13 protein-coding genes and 1 pseudogene are annotated in these 20,565 nt (G+C 62.7%); 8 read left to right on the plus strand and 6 right to left on the minus strand.

Annotated features, from left to right (window positions below):
* Window positions 1–20 precede the first annotated feature (20 nt).
* Window positions 21–314 carry a hypothetical protein gene (locus HU737_RS25380; RefSeq protein ID WP_186555523.1) on the plus strand — a complete coding sequence of 98 codons (294 nt, stop codon included), beginning with the start codon at window positions 21–23 and terminating at the stop codon, window positions 312–314.
* 90 nt (window positions 315–404) lie between these two features.
* On the opposite strand, the gene HU737_RS25385 is transcribed toward HU737_RS25380, so the two are convergent.
* The gene (locus HU737_RS25385; protein ID WP_186555524.1) at window positions 405–5,306 is read right to left on the minus strand and encodes an alpha-2-macroglobulin family protein; all 4,902 of its coding nucleotides are present in this window, start codon (window positions 5,304–5,306) and stop codon (window positions 405–407) included.
* Between the two features lie 194 nt (window positions 5,307–5,500).
* Between HU737_RS25385 and HU737_RS25390 the strand changes: the two genes are divergently transcribed.
* On the plus strand, window positions 5,501–6,838 hold the full coding sequence (locus HU737_RS25390) for an MATE family efflux transporter (RefSeq protein ID WP_186555525.1): 1,338 nt from the start codon (window positions 5,501–5,503) through the stop codon (window positions 6,836–6,838).
* 74 nt (window positions 6,839–6,912) lie between these two features.
* Here the strand turns inward: HU737_RS25390 and speA are convergent, their stop codons facing one another.
* From speA to HU737_RS25410, 4 genes are all read right to left on the minus strand, one after another.
* The gene (speA, locus tag HU737_RS25395; protein ID WP_186555526.1) at window positions 6,913–8,826 is read right to left on the minus strand and encodes an arginine decarboxylase; all 1,914 of its coding nucleotides are present in this window, start codon (window positions 8,824–8,826) and stop codon (window positions 6,913–6,915) included.
* A gap of 153 nt (window positions 8,827–8,979) precedes the next feature.
* Window positions 8,980–9,351 (minus strand): translation initiation factor Sui1, encoded by a 372-nt coding sequence (locus HU737_RS25400; protein WP_186555527.1) that lies wholly within the window; start codon window positions 9,349–9,351, stop codon window positions 8,980–8,982.
* A gap of 190 nt (window positions 9,352–9,541) precedes the next feature.
* Window positions 9,542–10,078, minus strand: coding sequence for an NUDIX hydrolase (locus HU737_RS25405; RefSeq protein WP_186555528.1), 537 nt, complete (start codon window positions 10,076–10,078; stop codon window positions 9,542–9,544).
* A gap of 2 nt (window positions 10,079–10,080) precedes the next feature.
* Window positions 10,081–11,148: a DUF2333 family protein gene (locus HU737_RS25410; RefSeq protein WP_186555529.1), complete on the minus strand. Its 1,068-nt coding sequence runs from the start codon at window positions 11,146–11,148 to the stop codon at window positions 10,081–10,083.
* Between the two features lie 249 nt (window positions 11,149–11,397).
* On the opposite strand from HU737_RS25410, the gene HU737_RS25415 reads away from it, so the two are divergent.
* The 6 genes and pseudogenes from HU737_RS25415 (at window position 11,398) to accC (ending at window position 19,735) form a co-directional block, all read left to right on the plus strand.
* Window positions 11,398–13,014: a response regulator gene (locus HU737_RS25415; protein ID WP_186555530.1), complete on the plus strand. Its 1,617-nt coding sequence runs from the start codon at window positions 11,398–11,400 to the stop codon at window positions 13,012–13,014.
* Between the two features lie 1,609 nt (window positions 13,015–14,623).
* Window positions 14,624–15,139: pseudogene (locus tag HU737_RS26735) on the plus strand (methyl-accepting chemotaxis protein); the annotation flags it as partial.
* A gap of 254 nt (window positions 15,140–15,393) precedes the next feature.
* Window positions 15,394–17,169 carry a protein-disulfide reductase DsbD gene (locus HU737_RS25425; RefSeq protein WP_186555532.1) on the plus strand — a complete coding sequence of 592 codons (1,776 nt, stop codon included), beginning with the start codon at window positions 15,394–15,396 and terminating at the stop codon, window positions 17,167–17,169.
* A 178-nt stretch (window positions 17,170–17,347) separates the two neighbouring features.
* Window positions 17,348–17,800: a type II 3-dehydroquinate dehydratase gene (gene aroQ, locus HU737_RS25430; RefSeq protein ID WP_011535870.1), complete on the plus strand. Its 453-nt coding sequence runs from the start codon at window positions 17,348–17,350 to the stop codon at window positions 17,798–17,800.
* Between the two features lie 100 nt (window positions 17,801–17,900).
* Window positions 17,901–18,362 (plus strand): acetyl-CoA carboxylase biotin carboxyl carrier protein, encoded by a 462-nt coding sequence (gene accB, locus HU737_RS25435; RefSeq protein ID WP_186555533.1) that lies wholly within the window; start codon window positions 17,901–17,903, stop codon window positions 18,360–18,362.
* Between the two features lie 17 nt (window positions 18,363–18,379).
* On the plus strand, window positions 18,380–19,735 hold the full coding sequence (gene accC, locus HU737_RS25440; protein WP_186555534.1) for an acetyl-CoA carboxylase biotin carboxylase subunit: 1,356 nt from the start codon (window positions 18,380–18,382) through the stop codon (window positions 19,733–19,735).
* Between the two features lie 149 nt (window positions 19,736–19,884).
* Here the strand turns inward: accC and HU737_RS25445 are convergent, their stop codons facing one another.
* The gene (locus HU737_RS25445; RefSeq protein ID WP_186555535.1) at window positions 19,885–20,475 is read right to left on the minus strand and encodes a GNAT family N-acetyltransferase; all 591 of its coding nucleotides are present in this window, start codon (window positions 20,473–20,475) and stop codon (window positions 19,885–19,887) included.
* Between the last annotated feature and the right edge of the window lie 90 nt (window positions 20,476–20,565).

The raw sequence follows: 20,565 nt of genomic DNA on the forward strand, positions 1-20,565 counted from the left end.
TTGATCATCAGGAAGCGATTATGCATGTAGAAGGTTTTTTCGATTGGCTGGGCCAGGCATTGGGCGCGTTGATCCGCTTTATCGTCGACGCATTGAGCGGGCTGTTCAACCTGCTGGCCAATGCCGGCGGCAACTTTATCGATGGTCTGGCGCGCACCTTGGGCATGGACACCTCGTTGGTCAGCATCCTGGCCCTGATCGTCGGCCTGTTGCTGCTGTACTCGGCGATCCGCGCTTTCATGCGCGCTTCGATCATCCTTGGGATCATCTGGTTGGTGTTGGGGTTGTGGGTGCTGAGCTGGATCATTCATTGATCCAGGATCGGTCCTCATCGCGGGCAAGCCCGCTCCTACATGGGCCTGCCCTGTAGGAGCGGGCTTGCCCCGCGATGAGGCCAGCCGCCCCTAGCGCGCCTTGACCACCAACTCACCCTGGCTTTCGCCCACCGCCTGTACGTTCGGCCGGTACATCGACTCGACCTGCGGTGGCGGCACCCGATAGGTGCCCGGGGTGACCGCACGCGCCAGGTACAACAGGTGCGTGGTGCCGTAGCTATCGAGCTTGAGCGCCGCTACGTAGCGGTCATCACGGTATTCCTGATGAACCACGTTGGCGTTCTGCATCGACTCGCGCCACTGCTTCACCGCGCTGCTGGCGTTTTCCAGGCTGGCCGCGCTCTGGGCCAGGTTCTGGTTCTCAAGCTCCAACCCCGCAGGCAGCAGGTCGACGACCAGCGCGTCCGGCACCTGGCTGTGCGCCTTGAGCGCCAGATGCACCAGGACCAGATCACCACTGCGCAGATTACGCAGATCAAGGTACTGGCCGTTCATGCCCAGGTACTCGCGACGAATCTCCATGCCATTGCCACTTGGCGCAGGCGCCTGGCGCGGATAACCGGACAGGGTCAGTTGCTGGTAGAGGGTCTCGCTGCCTTGGTTCTGCACCGTCAATGGCGATGCCAGCAGAGGGCCTTCGAGCTTCATGCCAGATTCCGCGTTATCCAGCTCACGAATCTCACCGGCACTGTCCAGACGCGCCTGCCATTTGCCTTCGGGTTTACCCAGCAGACCACGGCCAGCCAGGTACAGCGCGTTGCGCTCTTGGGTCGACAGCCAGCGATTGGCCGCCAACTCATCGGACAAGGCGAACAGACGTTGGTCGACCTGGTTACTGGCCAGGTTGTTCTCCTGCAGCAACGCCAGGATCAGCGCCTGATCGCGCACCGCGCTGCCATAGTCGGCCATCCAGCCGTCGCTGCGACCAATGCCCAGGCCGGCCTGCAAGGCCTGCTGCGAACGCGGCTTGTCGCCCATCTTGTCCAGCGCCACCGCCAGTTGCACCAAGGGCAGGCCGGAGCGGGCGTCACTGCGGCGCTCGAACAGGCTGCGCAAGGCACCCAGTGGCGCCTGCTGACTGCGGGCCAGCACCAGCGCAGCGTAGGCCTGCACCGCGAAGCGGGTGTGCTCGGAATTCTGGCTGTAGTTCACTTCGATCAAGTTGCGCTCTTGCAGATAACGCAGCAGGCGCTCGTTGGCTTTCTTCAAAGCTTCGGCCGGCACGCCATAACCTTGCTCGCGAGCGCGCAGCAGGAAGTCGGTGACATAGGCGGTCAGCCAGTACTCTTCCTCGCTGTCCGAACTCCACAGGCCGAAGCTGCCGTTGTAGCGCTGCATGCCCAAAAGGTGCTCGATACCCATCTCGATCTTGCGTTTGCGCACATCGGCCGGCTCGCCCTTGATGCCCAGGCGCTTGAGGCTTTCGGCGTCGGCGTAGAGCGACGGATACAGGCCGCTGGTGGTCTGTTCCAGGCAGCCATAGGGATACGCCTCAAGCGCACGGATCTGCTCGGCGAGGTTCAGTGGCGGGCGGCTCGACAGGGCGAGGCTGGCTTCCAGGCCCGCTGGTTCGAACTCGGCCAGATCACTCTCCGGCAAGCTCCAGGGTTGATCCTTGAGTGCCACCCGGTAGTGCTTGAGCATCGCCGGGTAGGCCGGGCGAATGCCCAAGGTCCATTCACGCTCGAAGGCCATGGCAGGCTCGCCTGGCAGTTGCAAGCCGTTGACCTGCACATGGACCTTGCCCTGGCCAAGGCCACCCTGGGCTTGAACCGGAATCATCAAGGTGCTGCGCTGGCCTTCGGCCAAGGTGATGTTTTGCTGATTGGCGGCAACCAGGCCAAGCTGACCTTCGGTGCTCAGTTGCACAGTCAGTTGCTGGGCGCGACCGGACAGGTTGGCCAAATCCAGCGCCAGGTTGGTGCGGTCGCCGCCGGCCAGGAAGCGTGGCGCCGACAACTCGGCGATCAGCGGCGCGGCGACCACCGTCTTGCCTTCGGCCATGCCGAAGTGCTCGTCGCTCCAGGCCTGGGCCATCAGCCGCAGCTCACCGTTGAAATCGGGGATGTCCACAGTGGCCTCGCCTTCACCCTTGTCGTTCAGGGTCACTGGCAGGCTCTGCTGAGCGACGATGGTCACTGTGGTATTGGGGCGCTTGCCGCCCTTGGCCATGCCCGCATCGCCACCGAACGCCAAACTCGCCAGACGGCCTTGGCCAGCTTCGATCAACTGGCCGTAGATGTCCAATTGGTCAGCACCATAGGCCTTGCGGCCGAACAGGCTGGCGAACGGGTCTGGGGTCTTGAAGTCGGTGATATTGAGGATGCCGACATCCACCGCAGACAGCAGCACATGCACCTGCTTGGGAACGCTGCCATCGGCATTGACGGCTTTGAACTTGACCGTCAGCGGCTGCTTGGGACGCATTTTCTCCGGCGCTTGCAAGGTCACCGCCAGCTTGCGCTCGGCGCGATCGAGCGGCAGGTGCAGTACGCCAACCGCGCGCTTGGGCGTGGCATTGGCCTTGCGCTCACCGGGGCGGATCACCAGGGCGCTGATATACAGGTCGTGGCGCGCCCACTTGCTATCGAGCTTGACGTCGAAGGTCTTGCCCTCGGCAGGCACATCGATCTCTTGCCACCACAGCGGACCGTCGCTGGATTCGACCATCAGGTAACCACTGCCGGCGGCCGGTGGGGTGACGGTGACCTGGGCAGTGGCGCCATCGGCGTAGGACTTCTTGTCCAGCGCCAGCTTGACCTGGTCGGGACGTACCGCGCCGCCTTCGGCGTTGTCCTGGGCACGGTAGCCAGCCCAGAAGCGTGCGCTGGACACCAGGCCAGTCTGCGGATCTTCCACCTCGACCCGGTATGGGCCCCACTCGACCAGGAAGTTGAGCTTGGCCGTGGAGCCGGCCTTGACGCTGACAGTCTCCTCGCTCTGGGTCAGGAACTTCTCGTTGTAGTTGTAGCTCCAGCCGTCGCTGTCCGAGTAGTTCCAGTAGTAGTCACGACGCTCGCGGATCAGGCGCACCTTGAGGTTATCGACTGCGAGCTTTTTACCATTGCGGTCGGCCACCAGCACTTCGAATTCGACTGGGCCGTCGCTGTCGGTTTCTTCCCCCTCGAACAGCCCGCGCAGGCCCGGCAGGCGCTCGGCCGGCCAGATCGGTTGTTCGAGGCGGCGGGTAATCGGCCGACCACCCGACTCTTGCAGGCTGGCCTGCACAGTCAGTTGCAGGGGCGAACGAGCCTCGGCCCAGCGGCTCTCGATGTCCACTGTTGCCTTGCCGGCCTGGTCGAGGGTGACTTCGTCCAGTTCCAGATCCTGATTGAGCTCGGTCTCGGTGACCGAACCGAACTGATAACCCGGCAACGCCGGCACTGCCTCACGCAGCGGCCGCACATAGGCCTGGCCGCTCAGGCGGTTGCCGGCAGCAGGCGCGCCATAGAGGTAGCGGCCGTTGACCTGGATGTGTGCGGTTTGCTCAGGGCTCAGCGGCGTGCTACTGCCCTTGAGCTCAAGCGCCAGACGCTCGGGCAAAAAATCCTCGACGAGGAACTCATACACTTGCTTGCGACCACCGCCCACGTCCAGCAGCAGTTGCCAGCGACCGGTAGGCGCCTCAGTGGCCAATTGCAGCTGATATTGATAAAGGCCATTGGCATCGGCCTCCCAGACGAATTTGCGGCTGACCTGCTCATCCGGTCGGCGCACTTCCACGCTCACCGGCTGGACCTTGATGGGCTTGCCGTCCTGATCGCGCAACAGGCCATTGAGCAACACGGTTTCACCCGGACGATACAAGTCGCGCGGGCCAAAGATGAAGAACTGCAGCGGGTTGGCTTGAGGGCCGGTGATATCGAATTCAGCCAGGTCCAGGGCAGCGGTGTTCAGACGCAGCAAGGTGGTGTGGACACCTTGGGTGGCGATCAGGGTGTCGGCCTTGGCCGTGATCGGCAGTTGCGCATGGCCGTCGCTGTCGGTCTTGGCCTGGGCCAGCAGCTTGCCCTTGTCATCGTGCAGTTCGAGGTTGACCGCGTTGAGCGCCTTGCCGCCTTCCAGGGCCTGGGCGAATACGTCCAGACGGTCGCGGTAACGGTGCGCGGAGACGCCAATGTCACTGAGGGTGAACAGGGTCGCCGGCTGCGAGTAGTCGTAGGTGCCGGAGGCACGCATCACGGCCAGGTACACGCCTGGGTCTTGCAGTGGCTTGATCCCGGCGATGGGCAGCAACACGGTTTCGCGGGTGTTGCGCGCAGGGTTGAGGTCGAAGCGGCCGCTGTACACCAGCTCGGCCATCTGCAACGTTTCCTTGGACTGGTAGTAGTACAAGCTGCTGTTACGGCCCCAGTTGACCAGGAAGGTCGAGAGCATTTCCGGCTTGATACGGAAGAACTCGACATCGACCTTGTCGACGTTCAAGGCGATCACCGGCAGGCCTTCGGCCAGGCGAGTGGGCAGCAACGAGCCACGGCTGGCGAAGCCGATGGTCGGCTGCATGTCGCGGGTTTCCAGGCGGCTGACCGATTCACTGGCCAGCGCGTTGCCATTGACTGCCAGCAGGCCCTTGTCGACGGTCAGGACCAGCTTGCGCTGCGGCTCAAGGTGGCGCAGGCGCAGCTCCATTTGGTTGTCCGAGAGCTCCCAGGCGCCATCGACCTTGCCTTTGACGGTATCGACCAGGTGCACCTTGGCGGCGAAGTCCTGGCTGGCATCCAGCGGAGCGGAAAAGCTGATCGACAACGCACTGGCACCGTCGACCTGGGTTTCCGAGACATCCAGTACAGTCAGCTCGCGACCGGCATAGCGTTTTGCGAGAACGGCGGGGTCTTCGCGCTTGGCCGGTTTAGCTTCGGCAGGCGCAGTGGCCGCCGGTTTTTCCGCGGGTGCAGGGGTGTCCTTGGAGGAGGAATCACAGGCACTGAGCAGGGCCAGCGCGCAGGCCAGCAACAATCCTTTGTTGAGCATGAGAGAGGGGACTCTTCGGCAGCGTGTTCGTAAGGGCACCAACTATAGCGCAACCGCGAGCGCCGCACCCGGTATGGAGCGGCAAGTGAGACCGCGTTCGCGCAGTTTGCTTGCCTGGCCGCTACAATGCCGTCGGGCAAATCCACCCCTTACCCGAAACAGTCTTACAGGCAGTTCCACTTCCAGGACTTCGCATGTTTTCTCTTATCGCCGACTGGCGTGATCGCCCGAGCCACCGCAAGGTCTGGGGCCTGGCCGCGCCGATGATCCTGTCCAACATTTCGGTGCCCCTGGTCGCGCTAGTCGACAGCACCGTCATCGGCCATCTGCCGCATGCTCACCAGCTCGGCGCGGTGGCGGTGGGCGCCACCCTGTTCACCTTCATGGTCGGGCTGATGGGCTTCCTGCGCATGGGCTCAACGGGCTTCGCTGCCCAGGCTGCAGGGCGCGCCGACGGTGCAGCGTTGCGCCAGGTGCTGGTGCAAGGGCTGCTGCTGGCGCTGGGCTTCGCCATCGTCATCGGCCTGCTTGCCTTGCCCTTCAGCCAATTGGCGTTGCACGCCATGCAGCCGAGCGCGGCGCTGCATCAATCCACCGAAGATTTTTTCCACACGCGCTTGCTGGGTTTGCCGGCAGCCTTGGCCAGCTACGCCCTGGTCGGCTGGTTCCTCGGTACGCAGAACGCCCGCGCGCCGCTGGCCATCCTGCTCACTACCAACGTGCTGAACATTGCCCTGAACCTGTGGTTCGTCCTTGGCCTGGACTGGGGCGTGGTCGGTTCGGCGCGGGCCTCGGTGATCGCTGAGTGGAGTGCTGCGCTGCTGGGCCTGGCCCTCACCCGCCCGGCGTTGCGCGCCTACCCTGGGCAGATCGCCTGGGCGGCGTTGAAGCGTTGGCAGGCCTGGCGGCCGTTGCTGGCGGTCAACCGCGATATCTTTTTGCGCAGCCTGGCCTTGCAGCTGGTGTTCCTGCTGCTGACGGTACAAGGCGCGCGCTTGGGCGAGGCGACAGTGGCGGCCAATGCCTTGCTGCTCAATGGCCTGATGCTGACGGCTTATGCCCTGGATGGCCTGGCCCATGCGGTCGAGGCGTTATGCGGCCACGCCATCGGCGCGCGTGATCGCCAGACCCTGCGCCGCTCGCTGGTGGTGGCGGGCGGCTGGTCGTTGATCGTGAGTATCGGCTTTGCGCTGTTGTTCCTGCTTGGCGGGCATCTGTTCATCGACTTGCAGACAGATATCCAGAGCGTACGTGCGGCGGCGTATCCGTTCTTGCCCTATCTGGCGTTGCTGCCGCTGGTGGCGGTGTGGAGTTATTTGCTCGATGGCTTGTTCATTGGCGCGACCAGGGCGCAGGAAATGCGCAATGCGATGCTGCTCAGCGTGGTGCTGGCTTGCCCGTTGGCGTGGATGGCGAGTGGGTTCGGCAACCATGGATTGTGGTTGGCGTTTCTCGGCTTCATGGGGTTGCGGGCGGTGACGCTGGGGTGGTTGGGGTGGCGGTTGGAGCGGCAGGGACAGTGGGTGCCCTGAGTGCAGTGATGTTCTCAAGATCTTGGGGCCGCCTTGCGGCCCCAAGATCTGGATTACACCCAAGCCTTTGAAGCTTACGACGACAGGTAGGAAGAGCGGGTCAAGCCAAGGCGCAACGCATCCAGATACTGGGTACGCTCACGCGCAGTGATCTTGGCGCTGGCGACCTTGTCACGGTAATGCGTCATCAACTCCTCCGGCGACAAGTGCACGTAGCGCAGCATGTCTTCGATGGTGTCATGGGTCTCGATCCCGGCGTGGTACACGCTGCCATCGGCATTCTGGTAGATGTTCACCGAATCGGTGTCACCAAACAGGTTATGCATGTCGCCCAGGATCTCCTGGTAAGCACCGACCAGGAAGATCCCCAACAGGTAGTCTTCACCTTCGTTGATGCCATGCACCGGCAGGCTGGTCTCGATGCTCTGCTCATCGACATACTGGTTGATCTTGCCATCCGAGTCACAGGTCAGATCCTGCAGCACGGCGCGGCGCAGCGGCTCTTCGTTGAGGCGATGCAGCGGCAGAATCGGCAGTACCTGGCCAATCGCCCAGGTGTCCGGCAGGCTCTGGAACACCGAGAAGTTGCAGATGTACTTGTCGGCCAGCTTGTCGTTGAGTTCATCGAGCACTTGGCGATGCGAACGTTGGCGAGCCTTGAGCGAGTTGTGCAGGCGGCGGCACACAGCGAAGTAGCACTGCTCGGCCAGGGCTTTCTCGGCCAGGCTGATCTTGCCGTCGGCATACTGCGCGGCCACGTCACCCATGTAGTGGGTAGCGCGCCAGTAGGTCTCGGTCACCATCTCGATATCGGTCGGGCCGAGCAGGTCGACCAGCCACTGCACGGTCTCCGGCAGGCTTTCCTTGTTCTCGATGGTCGGCACTTCGTCGTTGTGCTTCTCGACGTCGGTGACCTGCACCACCAGCATCGCGTGGTGCGCAGTCAGGGCGCGGCCGCTTTCCGAGAAGATGTGCGGGTGCGGCAGGCCTTGGGCATCGCAGAACTCCTTGAGCATGCCCACCACGACTGCGGCGTAATCGTCGATGTCGTAGTTGATCGAGCTGGCGTTGCGCGAGTGAGTGCCGTCGTAGTCGACCCCCAGGCCGCCACCGACGTCGATGTGATCGACCGGCAGGCCCAGTGCGCGCAGCTCGCCGTAGTAGCGGATAGCTTCCTTGAAGCCGTGCTGGTAGTCCGCCAGGTTGGCGATCTGCGAACCCATGTGGAAGTGCAGCAGGCGAATGCCCTGATCCAGGCCGGCGCCACGAAAACGCTCGACCACCGAGATCAGCTGGGCCGCAGACAGACCGAACTTGGACTTCTCGCCACCGGTATCGGCCCACTTGCTCGACGCCAGCGACGACAGGCGCACGCGCAGGCCGACCTGCGGCTTGACCTTCAGCTCAGCGGCTTCCTCGATCACCAGGGCGACTTCGGATTCTTTCTCGATGACGATGAACACGTTGTGGCCAAGCTTCTGGCCCATCAGCGCCAGGCGAATGAACTCGCGGTCCTTGTAACCGTTGCAGACGATGGTGCCGCCTTTGGGCGCCAGCGCCAGCACGGCCAGCAGCTCGGGCTTGGAGCCGGCCTCCAGGCCAATCGAGACGTTCTGGGTGGCGATGATGTTTTCCACCACCGCTTCTTGCTGGTTGACCTTGATCGGGTACAGGGCGGTGTACTGGCTCTGGTACTCCAGGCGCGCGATGTTGGCGTCGAAGGCGCCGGTCAGCTGGCGCACGCGGTCCTGCAAAATATCGGGGAAGCGCACCAGCAGCGGCAGCGACAGGCCGCTCTGACGCAGTTCGTCGACCTGCTCGAACAGGTCGATCGGCGCGCTGTTGGGGCCATTGGGGCGCACTTCGACGCGCCCGGCTTCATTGATGGCGAAATACCCTGCGCCCCAATGGCGGATGCCATAAACACTGCGGCTATCGGCCACGGTCCACTGGCTACCATCGTCTTTGCGTGTGCGTCGTACGGACATTCAAGTCCCCTGTAGAAAAGTCGAAGACACTGCCCTACCGAAAGGGCGCTGGCAGTGTAGAAACTGAAAATGACGGTTCGTCCATGTCCAGGGATAGACCCTGACTACGGAAACGAGTTTAGAAAGCCCTGGGGAAAAATGCGTCCAGGCGGATCAACCGCCGGATTTTTTCGCCTTGAAGCCCAGCTTGGTCAGCTCGCCGAGCAGCAGCTCGACGTGGTCGCCCTGAATCTCGATGACCCCATCCTTCAGCGCTCCGCCCGTGCCACAGCGACGCTTGAGGTTGGTGGCCAGCTCCTTGAGCTGTTCGAGGGCCAGCGGTACGCCGCTGACCGTAGTCACGGTCTTGCCGCCGCGACCTTTGCTTTCGCGGCGCACGCGGGCGATTCCGTCACCTTCGGGGATGACGTGCTGCTTGCAGATGCAGGCGTCCGCCGGCTTGCCGCACGCTGGGCAATGCCGACCGGCATCGGTGGAATACACGAGACCGCCAAGGGCGGAGAAGGAAGAAGCTTTCTTGGCCACTTTTGTTCCTCTTGCTGAGGACAAAAACTGGTCGACGCCATTGCCTGGAACCGACCGCGAAGCCCCACTCTGGCAGGGGCGGCGCTACTGACGCAGATCTTGCGACAGCCCGAAAAGGGCGCGCAGTGTAACGATAAATGCGCCGGTTGCTAAGTACTGGAATGCGCCATTTTACGAAGCATTCGCGACGTCAGGCCAAGCGCTGCCGGTAGCGCTGCAACGCGGCCAGAGAATCCGGGCAATACGCCAGCTGCTGCTGCTCGATCTCGACCTGTTCGAGGCTGGCAAAGCGGGCTTCGATGACTTCTTCCGGTTGCAACCGCAGCGGGCCATCCCAGACCGCCGAGAACACCGCGCACCAGAGCCGGTTACCCGGCTGGTCAAAGAAGAACTTCTCGTGAAACCGCAACTCGACGCCGCAAACGCCGAGCTCTTCTTCAAGCTCCCTGGCCGCCGACTCGGCATAGCTCTCATCGGCCGCGACCATGCCACCTGCCGCCACGTCCCAATACCCCGGATACACGGCTTTACTCAACGAACGGCGGTTGATGCACAGCTCGCCAGCACTGTTGAACAGCAGAATGAAGGTGCCACGACCGATCAAGCCACGCTCGCGCAACTCGGCCCGGGGCAATGCCCCGAGCAGTTGGTCGGCGTCATCGACCCAGGCAATCTGCTCAAGGTCGGAGGCCGCGCGGTGGGCGGCCTCGGCTGGGGTGATGGGCATACTCAGCCTTGCGACAGCAGCTGACGCAGGTCGATCACAGCGGCGTTGGCGCGGGAAATATAGTTGGCCATCACCAACGAATGGTTGGCCCACATGCCAAAGCCACTGCCATTGAGCACCATCGGGCTCCACAGCGCTTCCTGCGAAGCTTCCAGCTCACGAATGATCTGGCGCACGCTGACCGTGGCGTTCTTCTTCGCCAGCACGTCGGCAAAGTCGACCTCGATCGCACGCAGCAGGTGCGACAGCGCCCAGGCCTGGCCACGGGCTTCGTAGAACACGTTGTCGATTTGCAGCCACGGCGTCTCGACCAGTTCCTCATCGAGCTGCGGCGCTTGGCCGGCAACCACCGTTTCGGTCTTCAGGGTGCTGTTGAGCTTGACCCGGCCAACACTGGCCGACAGGCGCTGGGACAGCGAGCCCAAACGCGTGGCGACGTCGCCCAGCCAGTTGTTCAGGTTGTCGGCACGGGTGTAGAAGATCGCGCCCTGGTCACCAGCGGCCAGGCGCGCCTGATAACGGTTCAGCGACTTGATGCCTTCTTCGAACTCCGATTCGCTCGACGGCAGGATCCAGCTCTTGTTGTCGAAGTTGAAGCGCGGCTCGGCCTTGGCCAGGTCAGCATCCTCGGTGGACTGCGACTGCGAACGGGCGAAGTCCTTGCGCAGCGCACGCGACAGGTCACGCACCTGGACCAGCACGCCATATTCCCAGCTCGGCATGTTGTCCATCCACAAGCCAGGTGGGAAACGGTCGTTGGAAATGTAGCCACCGGGCTTGTCGAGCAGCGTGCCGGCGACAGTCTTGAGGGTTTCGATGGTGGTGTAGCCGACGACCATCTTGTGGCCAGTGCGCTCGGAGGCGGCCTGGGCATTTTGCTGCACCGGGAACAGCTCCGGCTCCTGGCTCCAGTACCAACCCAGGCCGATGCATACCAGCAGGTACAGCCCAATCAGGGTGCCCAGGGCACGGCTCCAAAGGCCACCAAGGTAGCTACGAGTAGCAGCGCCACGGGTGTCGGCCCGCTCGCGGGGCTCAGCTTTGGCCTCGCGGTTTTTCCAGTCCAGCATGGCTTTGTCCTTAATTTGTCACGACGGTTGAGGGCTTGGACCTCAGGTCTGCCCCAGGGTGCCACGGCAAGCCCGCGTCGCAGCACTATAAAGCAGACACCGCCTTACGCATAAGCGACCAATCGGTCAGCAACTGAATAAGCAGACTTGAACGCTTTGTTGACACGAAGCACTCGCTTGTCGGAAAAGCGGTGCTAGCATAGAGCCATCATCGCACCTGCATATTCCCAATCTATAAGTAGTCAGGACATGACCCAGCCAGCAGAGCCCAGCCACGAGCGCCTCAAGCAGCACTTCGCCCAGCGGGTCATCCACCAGGCCCGACAGATCCTCGAGATCTGGCAGCGCCTGCAACGTGGCGAGTGGTCGGCGAGCGACCTGGGCGAGCTGAGCGAGGCCAACCTGCGCCTGCAACGGTACGCCGAGCGCTTCGAACAGCCCGAGCATGGCAGCCTGTCAGTGGCGATCGGGCAGACCTTGCGCGCCATCGAAGCCAACAGTGCGCGACTCAACTCCGAGTCGATCGCTGAGCTCAACCGCTTGATGCAGCGCCTGTCGCGCACCGGCCTGCGCAAAGGTGATCAGCTCGATAACGTGCCGCTGCCACCACTGCGCAAGCCGGTGTATATCCTGCTACAAGATCACGATCGCGCCGAGCGCCTGGCCCAGCAGCTGGAATTCTTTGGCCTGGGCGTGCAGGCCTTGTTCAGCGCCGAGGCGTTCTGCTCGTCGATGAATGAACGGCTGCCTGCGGCGATCGTGATGGACGTCGACTTCAGCGGCCCAGGTTGCGGCTTGCAGCTAGCGGCCAAGGCCCAGCAGGGCCTGGAGCAGCACATCCCGCTGCTGTTCTTCAGCCTGCACGAAACCGACACCCCTACCCGCCTGGCCGCGGTGCGCGCCGGTGGCCAGGAATTTCTCACCGGCACCCTGGAAGCCTCCAGCCTGCTGGAGAAAGTCGAACTGCTGACCAGCGCCGCCCAGTACGACCCGTTTCGGGTGCTGATCATCGACGATTCGCGCGCCCAGGCCATGCACACCGAACGCCTGCTCAACGGCGCCGGAATGATCACTCGCACGCTCACCGAACCGATCCGCACCATGGCCGAGCTTGCCGATTTTCAGCCCGACCTGATCATCCTCGATATGTACATGCCCGATTGCACCGGCACTGAGCTGGCCAAAGTGATACGCCACAACGACCGCTATGTCAGTGTGCCGATCATCTACCTGTCGGCCGAGGATGACCTGGACAAGCAGCTCGATGCCATGAGCGAGGGCGGCGATGACTTCCTGACCAAGCCGATCCGTTCGCGCCACCTGATCACCACCGTGCGCAACCGCGCCGCCCGTGCGCGCCATCTCAAGGCGCGGATGGTTCGTGACAGCCTGACTGGGTTGTACAACCACACCCACATTCTCCAACTGCTGGAGGACTGCAGCTTTCGCGCCCGCCGCGAAGCGCAGCCGCTGAGCTTTGCCATGCTCGATATCGATCACTTCAAAAAGATCAACGACCGCCACGGCCACCCCATGGGCGATCGGGTGATCAAGAGCCTGGCGTTGTTTCTCAAGCAACGGTTGCGCAAGACCGACTATATCGGCCGCTATGGCGGTGAAGAGTTCGCCATTGTCATGCCCAATACCCACCTGGCGGCAGCGCATAAGGTGCTCGACGAAATTCGTCGGCGGTTCTCCGAGATTCTCTATCCAGCCCAGCCGCAGGACCTGCATTGCACTTTCAGCGCCGGGGTGGTGCAACTGGATGAACAGCATGATGCGCTGACCATGGCCAGTGCCGCAGACGAGGCGCTGTACCGAGCCAAACATGCGGGACGTAACTGTGTGGTGCGAGTAGAGCCGTAGCGCCTTCGCATTAGCGCTTTAGCGCCTCAACAAACCGGTCAACACCGAGATAAAGGCAAATAGCCACTTTTTTAGGGCGCCAACCCTCCGCCGTCATCACCGCGTCACAAAATCGCAATAACTTCAGGCACCTATCTCTCCACTCCCGCCGGAAGTTCGCGCCATGCGCCTGAAGTGGCTGACCAATTTCAATACCCTCTTGCTGGTAACCGTGTGCATTGCCCTGGGCGCAACCTTGTGGTGGTCGCAACGCGCCCTCGAGCGTCCCTATCAATTGATGGAGCGCTACCTGGGCCTGTCGCAGCAGTTCCAGAACCAAGCCGCACTTAACATCCAGGCATATCTGGCCAGTGGCGACGCCCTGCGCCACGCAGCCGCCACCGAAGCCAATCAACAATTGCACCAGGCGCTAGCCCAATGGCCGCAGCCACTGGCAGAACAACTGCGGCCGAGCCTGGATAACTTGCAGGCCTTCACCACTAACGAGCTCCTTGCCGCCGGCAAGCTTGCAGGCGATCCGCAAGCCCTGCTGCTGCAAGCCGAACGTGAGCTGGGGGCCAACCTCGAACAACTGGCAAGCTACGCCCGTGACAGCGGCAGCAGCGATGCCCCTCGCTATCTTGCTCCCGTGCTGGACGCCGCCGTACACCTGGGGCGCTTGTCACTGGCACGCGACAAGCTGGTCAGCAGTGGCCGAGCAGAGCTGGCCGACGAAGTCGAGCGCGAACTGCAGCTGATCCGCACCCAGGCCGAGGCGATCGACGCCCTACCCCTGCTCGGGGTGACGCGCGCCGCCGAGTCCAACGCCGACGACTTCGCCGCGCTGATGGGCCTGCAAACCCAGGCCAGCGAGCAACAGGAAGACGTTGCCGTAGGCCTCAAGCGCGAGCTACAGAGCCTGCTCAGTCGTTATCCTGGCGAACTGCAACGCACCCGCGAACAGATCCAGCGCCGCGCAGCTTTGGCCACCAGCACCGGCGAACGTCTGGATGCGGTGCAACAGGCCATCGCCGCCCTAGAGCCGCAGGTACGTGCGCAACATGGCCAGATCGCCAGCGAGGTGCGCATCATCCAAGGCCTGATGATCGGCTTGATCCTACTGATCGCGCTGCTCATCGACACCCTCCAGCGCCGCCTCACCCGCACCCTGACCCACCTGGCCCCAGCGTTGTCACGCTGGGCCGAGGGCGACTTCGGCCAAGCCATTGCATTGGGCAAGACCAACCGTGAACTGCACGATATCCAGGAGTCGCTCAACCGCCTGCGCCTGTACCTGGTCGAACTGGTCGGCACCCTGCGCGCCAACGCCGAGCAAGTGGCCGGCAGCAGCCATGCCCTGGCCAGCATGAGCAGCGCCCTGCACGATGGCGCCGAGCGCCAGGCCGGCGACACTGCGCAGATCCGCGATGCCCTGGGCGAGTTGGAGGCGACCATTCAACAGGTGGCGGGCGACGCCAGCTCCGCGGCCGATGCCAGCCACGATGCCGGGCGCGCCGTCGAGCATGGCCAGGCGGTGATTGGCCAAAGCCTTTCCGGGTTACGTGCCTTGGTCGATGAAGTGCAGGGCAATGCGCAGATGATCGAGCAACTGGCCGAAGAGTCGGCGACCATCGGCGGCGTCCTGACAGTGATTCGCTCGATTGCCGAACAAACCAATCTGCTGGCCCTCAACGCCGCCATCGAAGCCGCTCGAGCAGGCGAGATGGGCCGCGGCTTTGCCGTGGTGGCCGACGAGGTGCGCTCGCTGGCCCAGCGCACCACCGGCGCTACCGGTGAGATCCAGGCGCTGATCGACCGGCTGCAACAGGCTGCGCGCGAATCGGTCAATGGCATGCGCATCCAGCTTGAGCATGCCGAGGCGACCGCCAGCCAGGCGCAGGCTGCCGACGGCGCCTTGGATGAGATTGTCAGTGCGATTCGGACCATCTCCGATACCGCCGTGCGAATTGCCGATGTCACCGCCCAGCAGACAGGGGCGGTGAGCGAAATCAGGGATCACAGTGAGCGAATCCATGAGCTGGGCGAAGACAACCTGCAGCGCATTGGCGAAGGCCGCGAGCAGGGTGAGCAACTGCTCAAGCTGGGTGGGCAGCTCAATAGCGCGGTGCGGGCGTTCAGGCTCTGAGGGGGCGTCGCCCGTACCGACGCTATCGCGGGGCAAGCCCGCTCCCACGCCGAGCGCCTTGCCAGGAGTTACACGTGGGCTTGCCCCGCGATAGCGCCTTGCAAGGGGTTACACGTGGGAGCGGGCTTGCCCCGCGATAGCGATGGTGCAGGCAGCACAACCCCAGCGGCCATGTGTCGCGCCACAGCCTGGTACAACCCCAATCAACAGCAACTCCGCTATCATGCCCCCACGTTCCACCTCGCGAGTCCGCCATGCGCCGCCTGTTTTTCCTGCTGTTCCTGCTGCTGGCAAGCCCCGCCTTCGCCAGCGGCCTGCTCGATAACCGCCCCAGCGCCACCCTCGGCGCGTCTTCGCTGAGCAACAGCGCCGACTTCCTGCCGGTGCACGAGGCCTTCAAGCTCAGCCTGGTCAGTAGCGACGCGCACACCATCAAGCTGCGTTTCGTTGCCAGCGACGGCTACTACCTCTATCGCCACCGCTTCCAGTTTCGCAGCGAGCCGGCCGACATTGCCCTGGGCACGGCGCAGATCCCGCCAGGCGAGGCCAAGCACGACGAATTCTTCGGCGATGTCGAGGTGTATCACGGCGTCCTCGACATCACCCTCCCACGCCCAGCCGCCGATCAACGTGCCTTCACCCTGCTGGTGGGCTACCAGGGCTGCGCCGACAAGGGTTTGTGCTATCCGCCGGAAACCGCGCGACTGCCGATCACTGGCGAGGGTGGCGTAGTCCCAGGCTCATCAGACGCCGGCTGGAATTGGAAATCGCTGTTGCTGTTCTTCCTAGCCGGTGTCGGCCTGACCTTCACCCCCTGCGTACTGCCGATGCTGCCAATCCTCTCTGGGGTGGTCCTGCGCGGTCAGGTGGGCGGATGGCGTGGCCTGAGCCTGTCGCTGGCCTATGTGCTGCCGATGGCCGCCTGCTTCGCCGTGCTCGGTGCGCTGATGGGCGTCTTCGGTGCCAGCCTGAACCTGCAGGCACGCCTGCAATCGGCCTGGGTACTGGTGCCGTTTGCGCTGTTCTTCGTGATCTTCGCCCTGGCCATGTTCGGCTTATTCGAGCTGAAGCTGCCGCAAGCCTTGAGCAATCGCCTGGACAGCGTCGCCAACCGCACCAAAGGTGGCTCGCTGCTAGGCGCGGCGGTGCTCGGCGTACTCTCCAGCCTGCTGGTTTCGCCTTGCGTCTCGGCGCCGCTGGCCGGCGCCCTGCTGTATATCAGCGCCAGTGGCGATGCGCTGGGCGGCGCGTTGAAGCTGTTCGCCCTGGGCCTGGGCATGGGTGCGCCACTGTTGCTGGTGGCGACCGGCGGTGCAGCCTGGCTACCCAAGAGCGGTGCTTGGCTCAATACCGTCAAGAACGCGATTGGCGTACTGCTGCTGGGCCTGGCGATCGGTCTGCTCAGCCGAGTCTTGCCAGGCCCAGTGACGCTGCTGCTGATTGGTCTGCTGGCGGCAGGCGTAGCGCTGTTCCTTGGCGCGCTGGAGTTTGTCATCAAGACGCCCCGGGAACGTCTGGCGCAACTGCTGGGCCTGGCCCTGCTGGTGTATGCGCTGGCCTGCTGGTACGGCGCCTTGAGCGGCCAGGGCGATCCGTTGCGGCCACTGCCGCACGCCGCGGTGGCGACAAGCGCAGGCACATCGGTGAGCAAGACCGATGCCTGGCAGACCATCACCACCCCCGCAGCGCTGGATGCGGCCTTGGCTCAGGCCAAGGCGGCAGGCCAGCCGGTGCTGCTCGACTGGTACGCCGACTGGTGCATCAGCTGCAAGGTGATCGAGCACGAAGTGCTCAGCGCACCCCAGGTGCAAGCTCAGCTGGGCACCTTCAAATTGCTGCGTTTCGATATCACCGAAAGCAACGCCGAGCAGCGCGGCCTGCTCGACCGTTACCAGCTGTTCGGCCCGCCAGCACTGCTGTTCTTTGCCGCGAACGGCAGCGAAATGACCAGCGATCGGGTCGTTGGCGAAATAAACGCCGGCGAATTTGCAGACATTCTCACGCGCGTGCGCGGCAAACTCGGTCTATAACTTCCCGCTGACTGGGACTTTTCTCTGTATAGGTGACCAAAATTAATCATTTGGTCACATACTTTGCGCGAATCTCGGACATCGTGCTGGCTATTGCAGGGAACTGGACACTCGTGGTCGCTTTGCGGCATAGTCGCCGCGCATGTCGAATTGCCCTACAAGACCAAGGAACCCGCAGATGGCAACCCTACTGGTGCTGCATGGCCCCAACCTCAACCTGCTCGGTACCCGCGAGCCAGGTCACTATGGTGCCGCCACCCTCGCCCAGATCAACCAGGACCTGGAGCAGCGTGCCCGCGCCGCAGGCCACCATCTGCAGTACCTGCAGAGCAATGCCGAATACGAACTGATCGACCGTATCCACGCCGCGCGTAACGAAGGCGTCGACTTCATCCTGATCAATCCGGCTGCTTTCACCCACACCAGCGTCGCATTACGTGACGCATTGCTGGCAGTGAGCATCCCATTCATCGAAGTGCACCTGTCCAACGTGCACAAGCGTGAACCGTTCCGTCATCACTCCTACTTTTCCGATGTTGCTGTAGGGGTGATCTGCGGCTTGGGCGCCACCGGTTACCGGTTGGCCCTGGAGTCTGCGCTGGAACACCTGGCTGCCAACGCACAGCCCTGATGACACAAGGCCTTGGCCCCTTGGGGCCGAGGTCATAGAGAAACGTTTTCGACACGTTTTCAAATTACGTCCCCGACCGAACCTTGGGAGTTGCTGATTAATGGATATCCGTAAAGTCAAAAAGCTGATCGAACTGCTGGAAGAGTCCGGCATCGACGAACTGGAGATCAAGGAAGGCGAAGAGTCCGTTCGCATCAGCCGTCACAGCAAGACCCCAGCTGCCCAGCAGTACTTCGCTCCACAACCGATGCACGCAGCGCCCGTCGCCGCCGCTCCAGTTGCAGCCGCACCAGTGGCTGAAGCCGCTGCCGCCGCACCTGCACTGAAAGGCACCGTGGTCCGTTCGCCGATGGTAGGTACCTTCTACCGCAAGCCTTCGCCGACCTCGCCGAACTTCGCTGAAGTCGGTCAGAGCATCAAGAAGGGCGACACCCTGTGCATCGTCGAAGCGATGAAGATGATGAACCACATCGAAGCCGAAATCGGCGGTGTCATCGACGCCATCCTGGTAGAAGACGGTCAGCCGGTTGAGTTCGACCAGCCGCTGTTCACCATCGTTTGATTCGCGGAGAGCCAACGATGTCTGGGAAGCTGGAAAAAGTCCTGATCGCCAACCGTGGGGAAATTGCCCTGCGGATCCTGCGTGCCTGCAAAGAGCTGGGCATCAAGACCGTCGCCGTGCACTCCACGGCCGACCGTGAACTGATGCACCTGGGCCTGGCAGACGAGTCGGTCTGCATTGGTCCTGCTTCGTCCAAAGACTCCTACCTGCACATCCCGGCGATCATCGCCGCTGCCGAAGTGACAGGCGCTACCGCAATCCACCCTGGCTACGGCTTCCTCGCGGAAAACGCCGACTTCGCCGAGCAAGTGGAGAAATCCGGTTTCGCCTTCATCGGCCCGAAAGCCGATACCATTCGCCTGATGGGCGACAAGGTTTCGGCCAAGGACGCGATGATCAAGACCGGCGTGCCAACCGTTCCGGGTTCTGACGGCCCACTGCCGGAAGACGAAGAAACCGCCCTGGCGATCGCTCGCGAAGTCGGTTATCCGGTGATCATCAAGGCCGCCGGTGGCGGTGGTGGTCGCGGTATGCGCGTGGTGCACAAGGAAGAGGATCTGATCTCCTCGGCCAAACTGACCCGTACCGAAGCCGGTGCAGCCTTCGGCAACCCGATGGTCTACCTGGAGAAGTTCCTGACCAACCCACGTCACGTGGAAGTTCAGGTGCTGTCCGACGGCCAAGGCAATGCCATCCACCTGGGCGATCGCGACTGCTCCTTGCAGCGCCGTCACCAGAAGGTGCTGGAAGAGGCTCCGGCCCCAGGCATCGATGAGCAGGCCCGCCAGGAAGTTTTCAAGCGTTGCGTCGATGCCTGCATCGAGATCGGCTACCGTGGCGCTGGCACCTTCGAGTTCCTCTACGAGAACGGTCGTTTCTACTTCATCGAGATGAACACCCGTGTTCAGGTGGAGCACCCGGTTTCGGAGATGGTCACCGGTATCGACATCGTCAAGGAGATGCTCAGCATCGCCGCTGGCAACAAGCTGTCGTTCACCCAGGAAGACGTGGTGATCCGCGGTCACTCGCTGGAGTGCCGGATCAACGCCGAAGACCCGAAGAAGTTCATCCCAAGCCCAGGTACCGTCAAGCACTTCCATGCCCCAGGTGGCAATGGCGTGCGGGTCGATTCGCACCTGTACAGCGGCTATTCGGTTCCGCCGAACTATGACTCGCTGATCGGCAAGCTGATCACCTACGGCAAGGATCGCGACGAGGCCATGGCGCGCATGCGCAATGCCCTGGACGAGATCGTCGTCGACGGCATCAAGACCAACATCCCACTGCACCGCGACCTGGTGCGTGATGAAGGTTTCTGCAAAGGTGGCGTCAACATCCATTACCTCGAGCACAAACTGGCTAACCAGGATTGATCTTGAGCTAATGCTGTTGTGAAGAACCCCGGCCTGGTGCCGGGGTTTTTTTTGAGCTATCGCCGTGGTTACACGGCGTCCCTTCGAATTAGTAGCCTCTTAGAGCGAGCAAGTGCTGCGCCCTGCGCAGCTGCCGGGCCGTCTGGCGCTCAGAGCGGCAGCGGCTTGAGCCAGAACGACATGATCTTGGCCGATTCCTCCTGCTCATCCAGATCGCGCCAGGCGTGTGAGCTGCGCAAGGATGGCTCGTCAAGAAACCCCCGGTTGCGCCAGAACCCGTGCAGTGGCTTGTAGTCCGTCGGCCTTAGTGGATGACCATTCGGGCGCTCCACCGTGCAGAACGCGCAATAGTCGAATTCAGCCAGCTTGTGCGCATAAGACTCGCGTTCGATGAAAAAGCGCACCCCCAGGCCCCTGCCTCGATAGGCGGGTAGCAACACCGACTCAGCAAAGTAATAAACGCTTGCCGGATCGCGCCCCTGCGCCAGGAACGGCTGCTGCAACTGGCTCGATCCATCGACCAGCGGCAGGCCAAGCGAGGCACCAACCAGCTTGCTATCGTCCAGGACCAGGACCACCAGACTACGCCCAGAGCGGGCGTAATTGGCCAGGTAGTCGGCCTCAGACTCCAGGGTGCCATCATAGAGGTAGGGAAATTCGCGAAACACCGTCAGGCGCAGGCGAGCGAGGTCATCGATGTAAGGCGCAATCGCGGCGCCGTGCAGCAGGCGGATTTCCATGCGGGGCGGTCGTTTTGTCGATGTGGATGACGTACTCGGCTAAGCCGGGCCTGAGTCAAGACCCTATCATCGCTTGCATGCCCCCTCCTT

Source organism: Pseudomonas urmiensis (genome assembly GCF_014268815.2).
GTDB classification, from domain to species: domain Bacteria; phylum Pseudomonadota; class Gammaproteobacteria; order Pseudomonadales; family Pseudomonadaceae; genus Aquipseudomonas; species Aquipseudomonas urmiensis.

Excerpts from the sequence above, each read along its gene's own strand:
- HU737_RS25390 (WP_186555525.1), top strand. The coding sequence starts at position 5,501 with ATGTTTTCTCTTATCGCCGACTGGCGTGATCGCCCGAGCCACCGCAAG.
- accB (WP_186555533.1), top strand. The coding sequence starts at position 17,901 with ATGGATATCCGTAAAGTCAAAAAGCTGATCGAACTGCTGGAAGAGTCC.
- accC (WP_186555534.1), top strand. The coding sequence starts at position 18,380 with ATGTCTGGGAAGCTGGAAAAAGTCCTGATCGCCAACCGTGGGGAAATT.
- HU737_RS25415 (WP_186555530.1), top strand. The coding sequence starts at position 11,398 with ATGACCCAGCCAGCAGAGCCCAGCCACGAGCGCCTCAAGCAGCACTTC.
- HU737_RS25380 (WP_186555523.1), top strand. The coding sequence starts at position 21 with ATGCATGTAGAAGGTTTTTTCGATTGGCTGGGCCAGGCATTGGGCGCG.
- HU737_RS25385 (WP_186555524.1), bottom strand. The coding sequence starts at position 5,306 with ATGCTCAACAAAGGATTGTTGCTGGCCTGCGCGCTGGCCCTGCTCAGT.
- HU737_RS25405 (WP_186555528.1), bottom strand. The coding sequence starts at position 10,078 with ATGCCCATCACCCCAGCCGAGGCCGCCCACCGCGCGGCCTCCGACCTT.
- aroQ (WP_011535870.1), top strand. The coding sequence starts at position 17,348 with ATGGCAACCCTACTGGTGCTGCATGGCCCCAACCTCAACCTGCTCGGT.
- HU737_RS25410 (WP_186555529.1), bottom strand. The coding sequence starts at position 11,148 with ATGCTGGACTGGAAAAACCGCGAGGCCAAAGCTGAGCCCCGCGAGCGG.
- HU737_RS25425 (WP_186555532.1), top strand. The coding sequence starts at position 15,394 with ATGCGCCGCCTGTTTTTCCTGCTGTTCCTGCTGCTGGCAAGCCCCGCC.
- speA (WP_186555526.1), bottom strand. The coding sequence starts at position 8,826 with ATGTCCGTACGACGCACACGCAAAGACGATGGTAGCCAGTGGACCGTG.
- HU737_RS25445 (WP_186555535.1), bottom strand. The coding sequence starts at position 20,475 with ATGGAAATCCGCCTGCTGCACGGCGCCGCGATTGCGCCTTACATCGAT.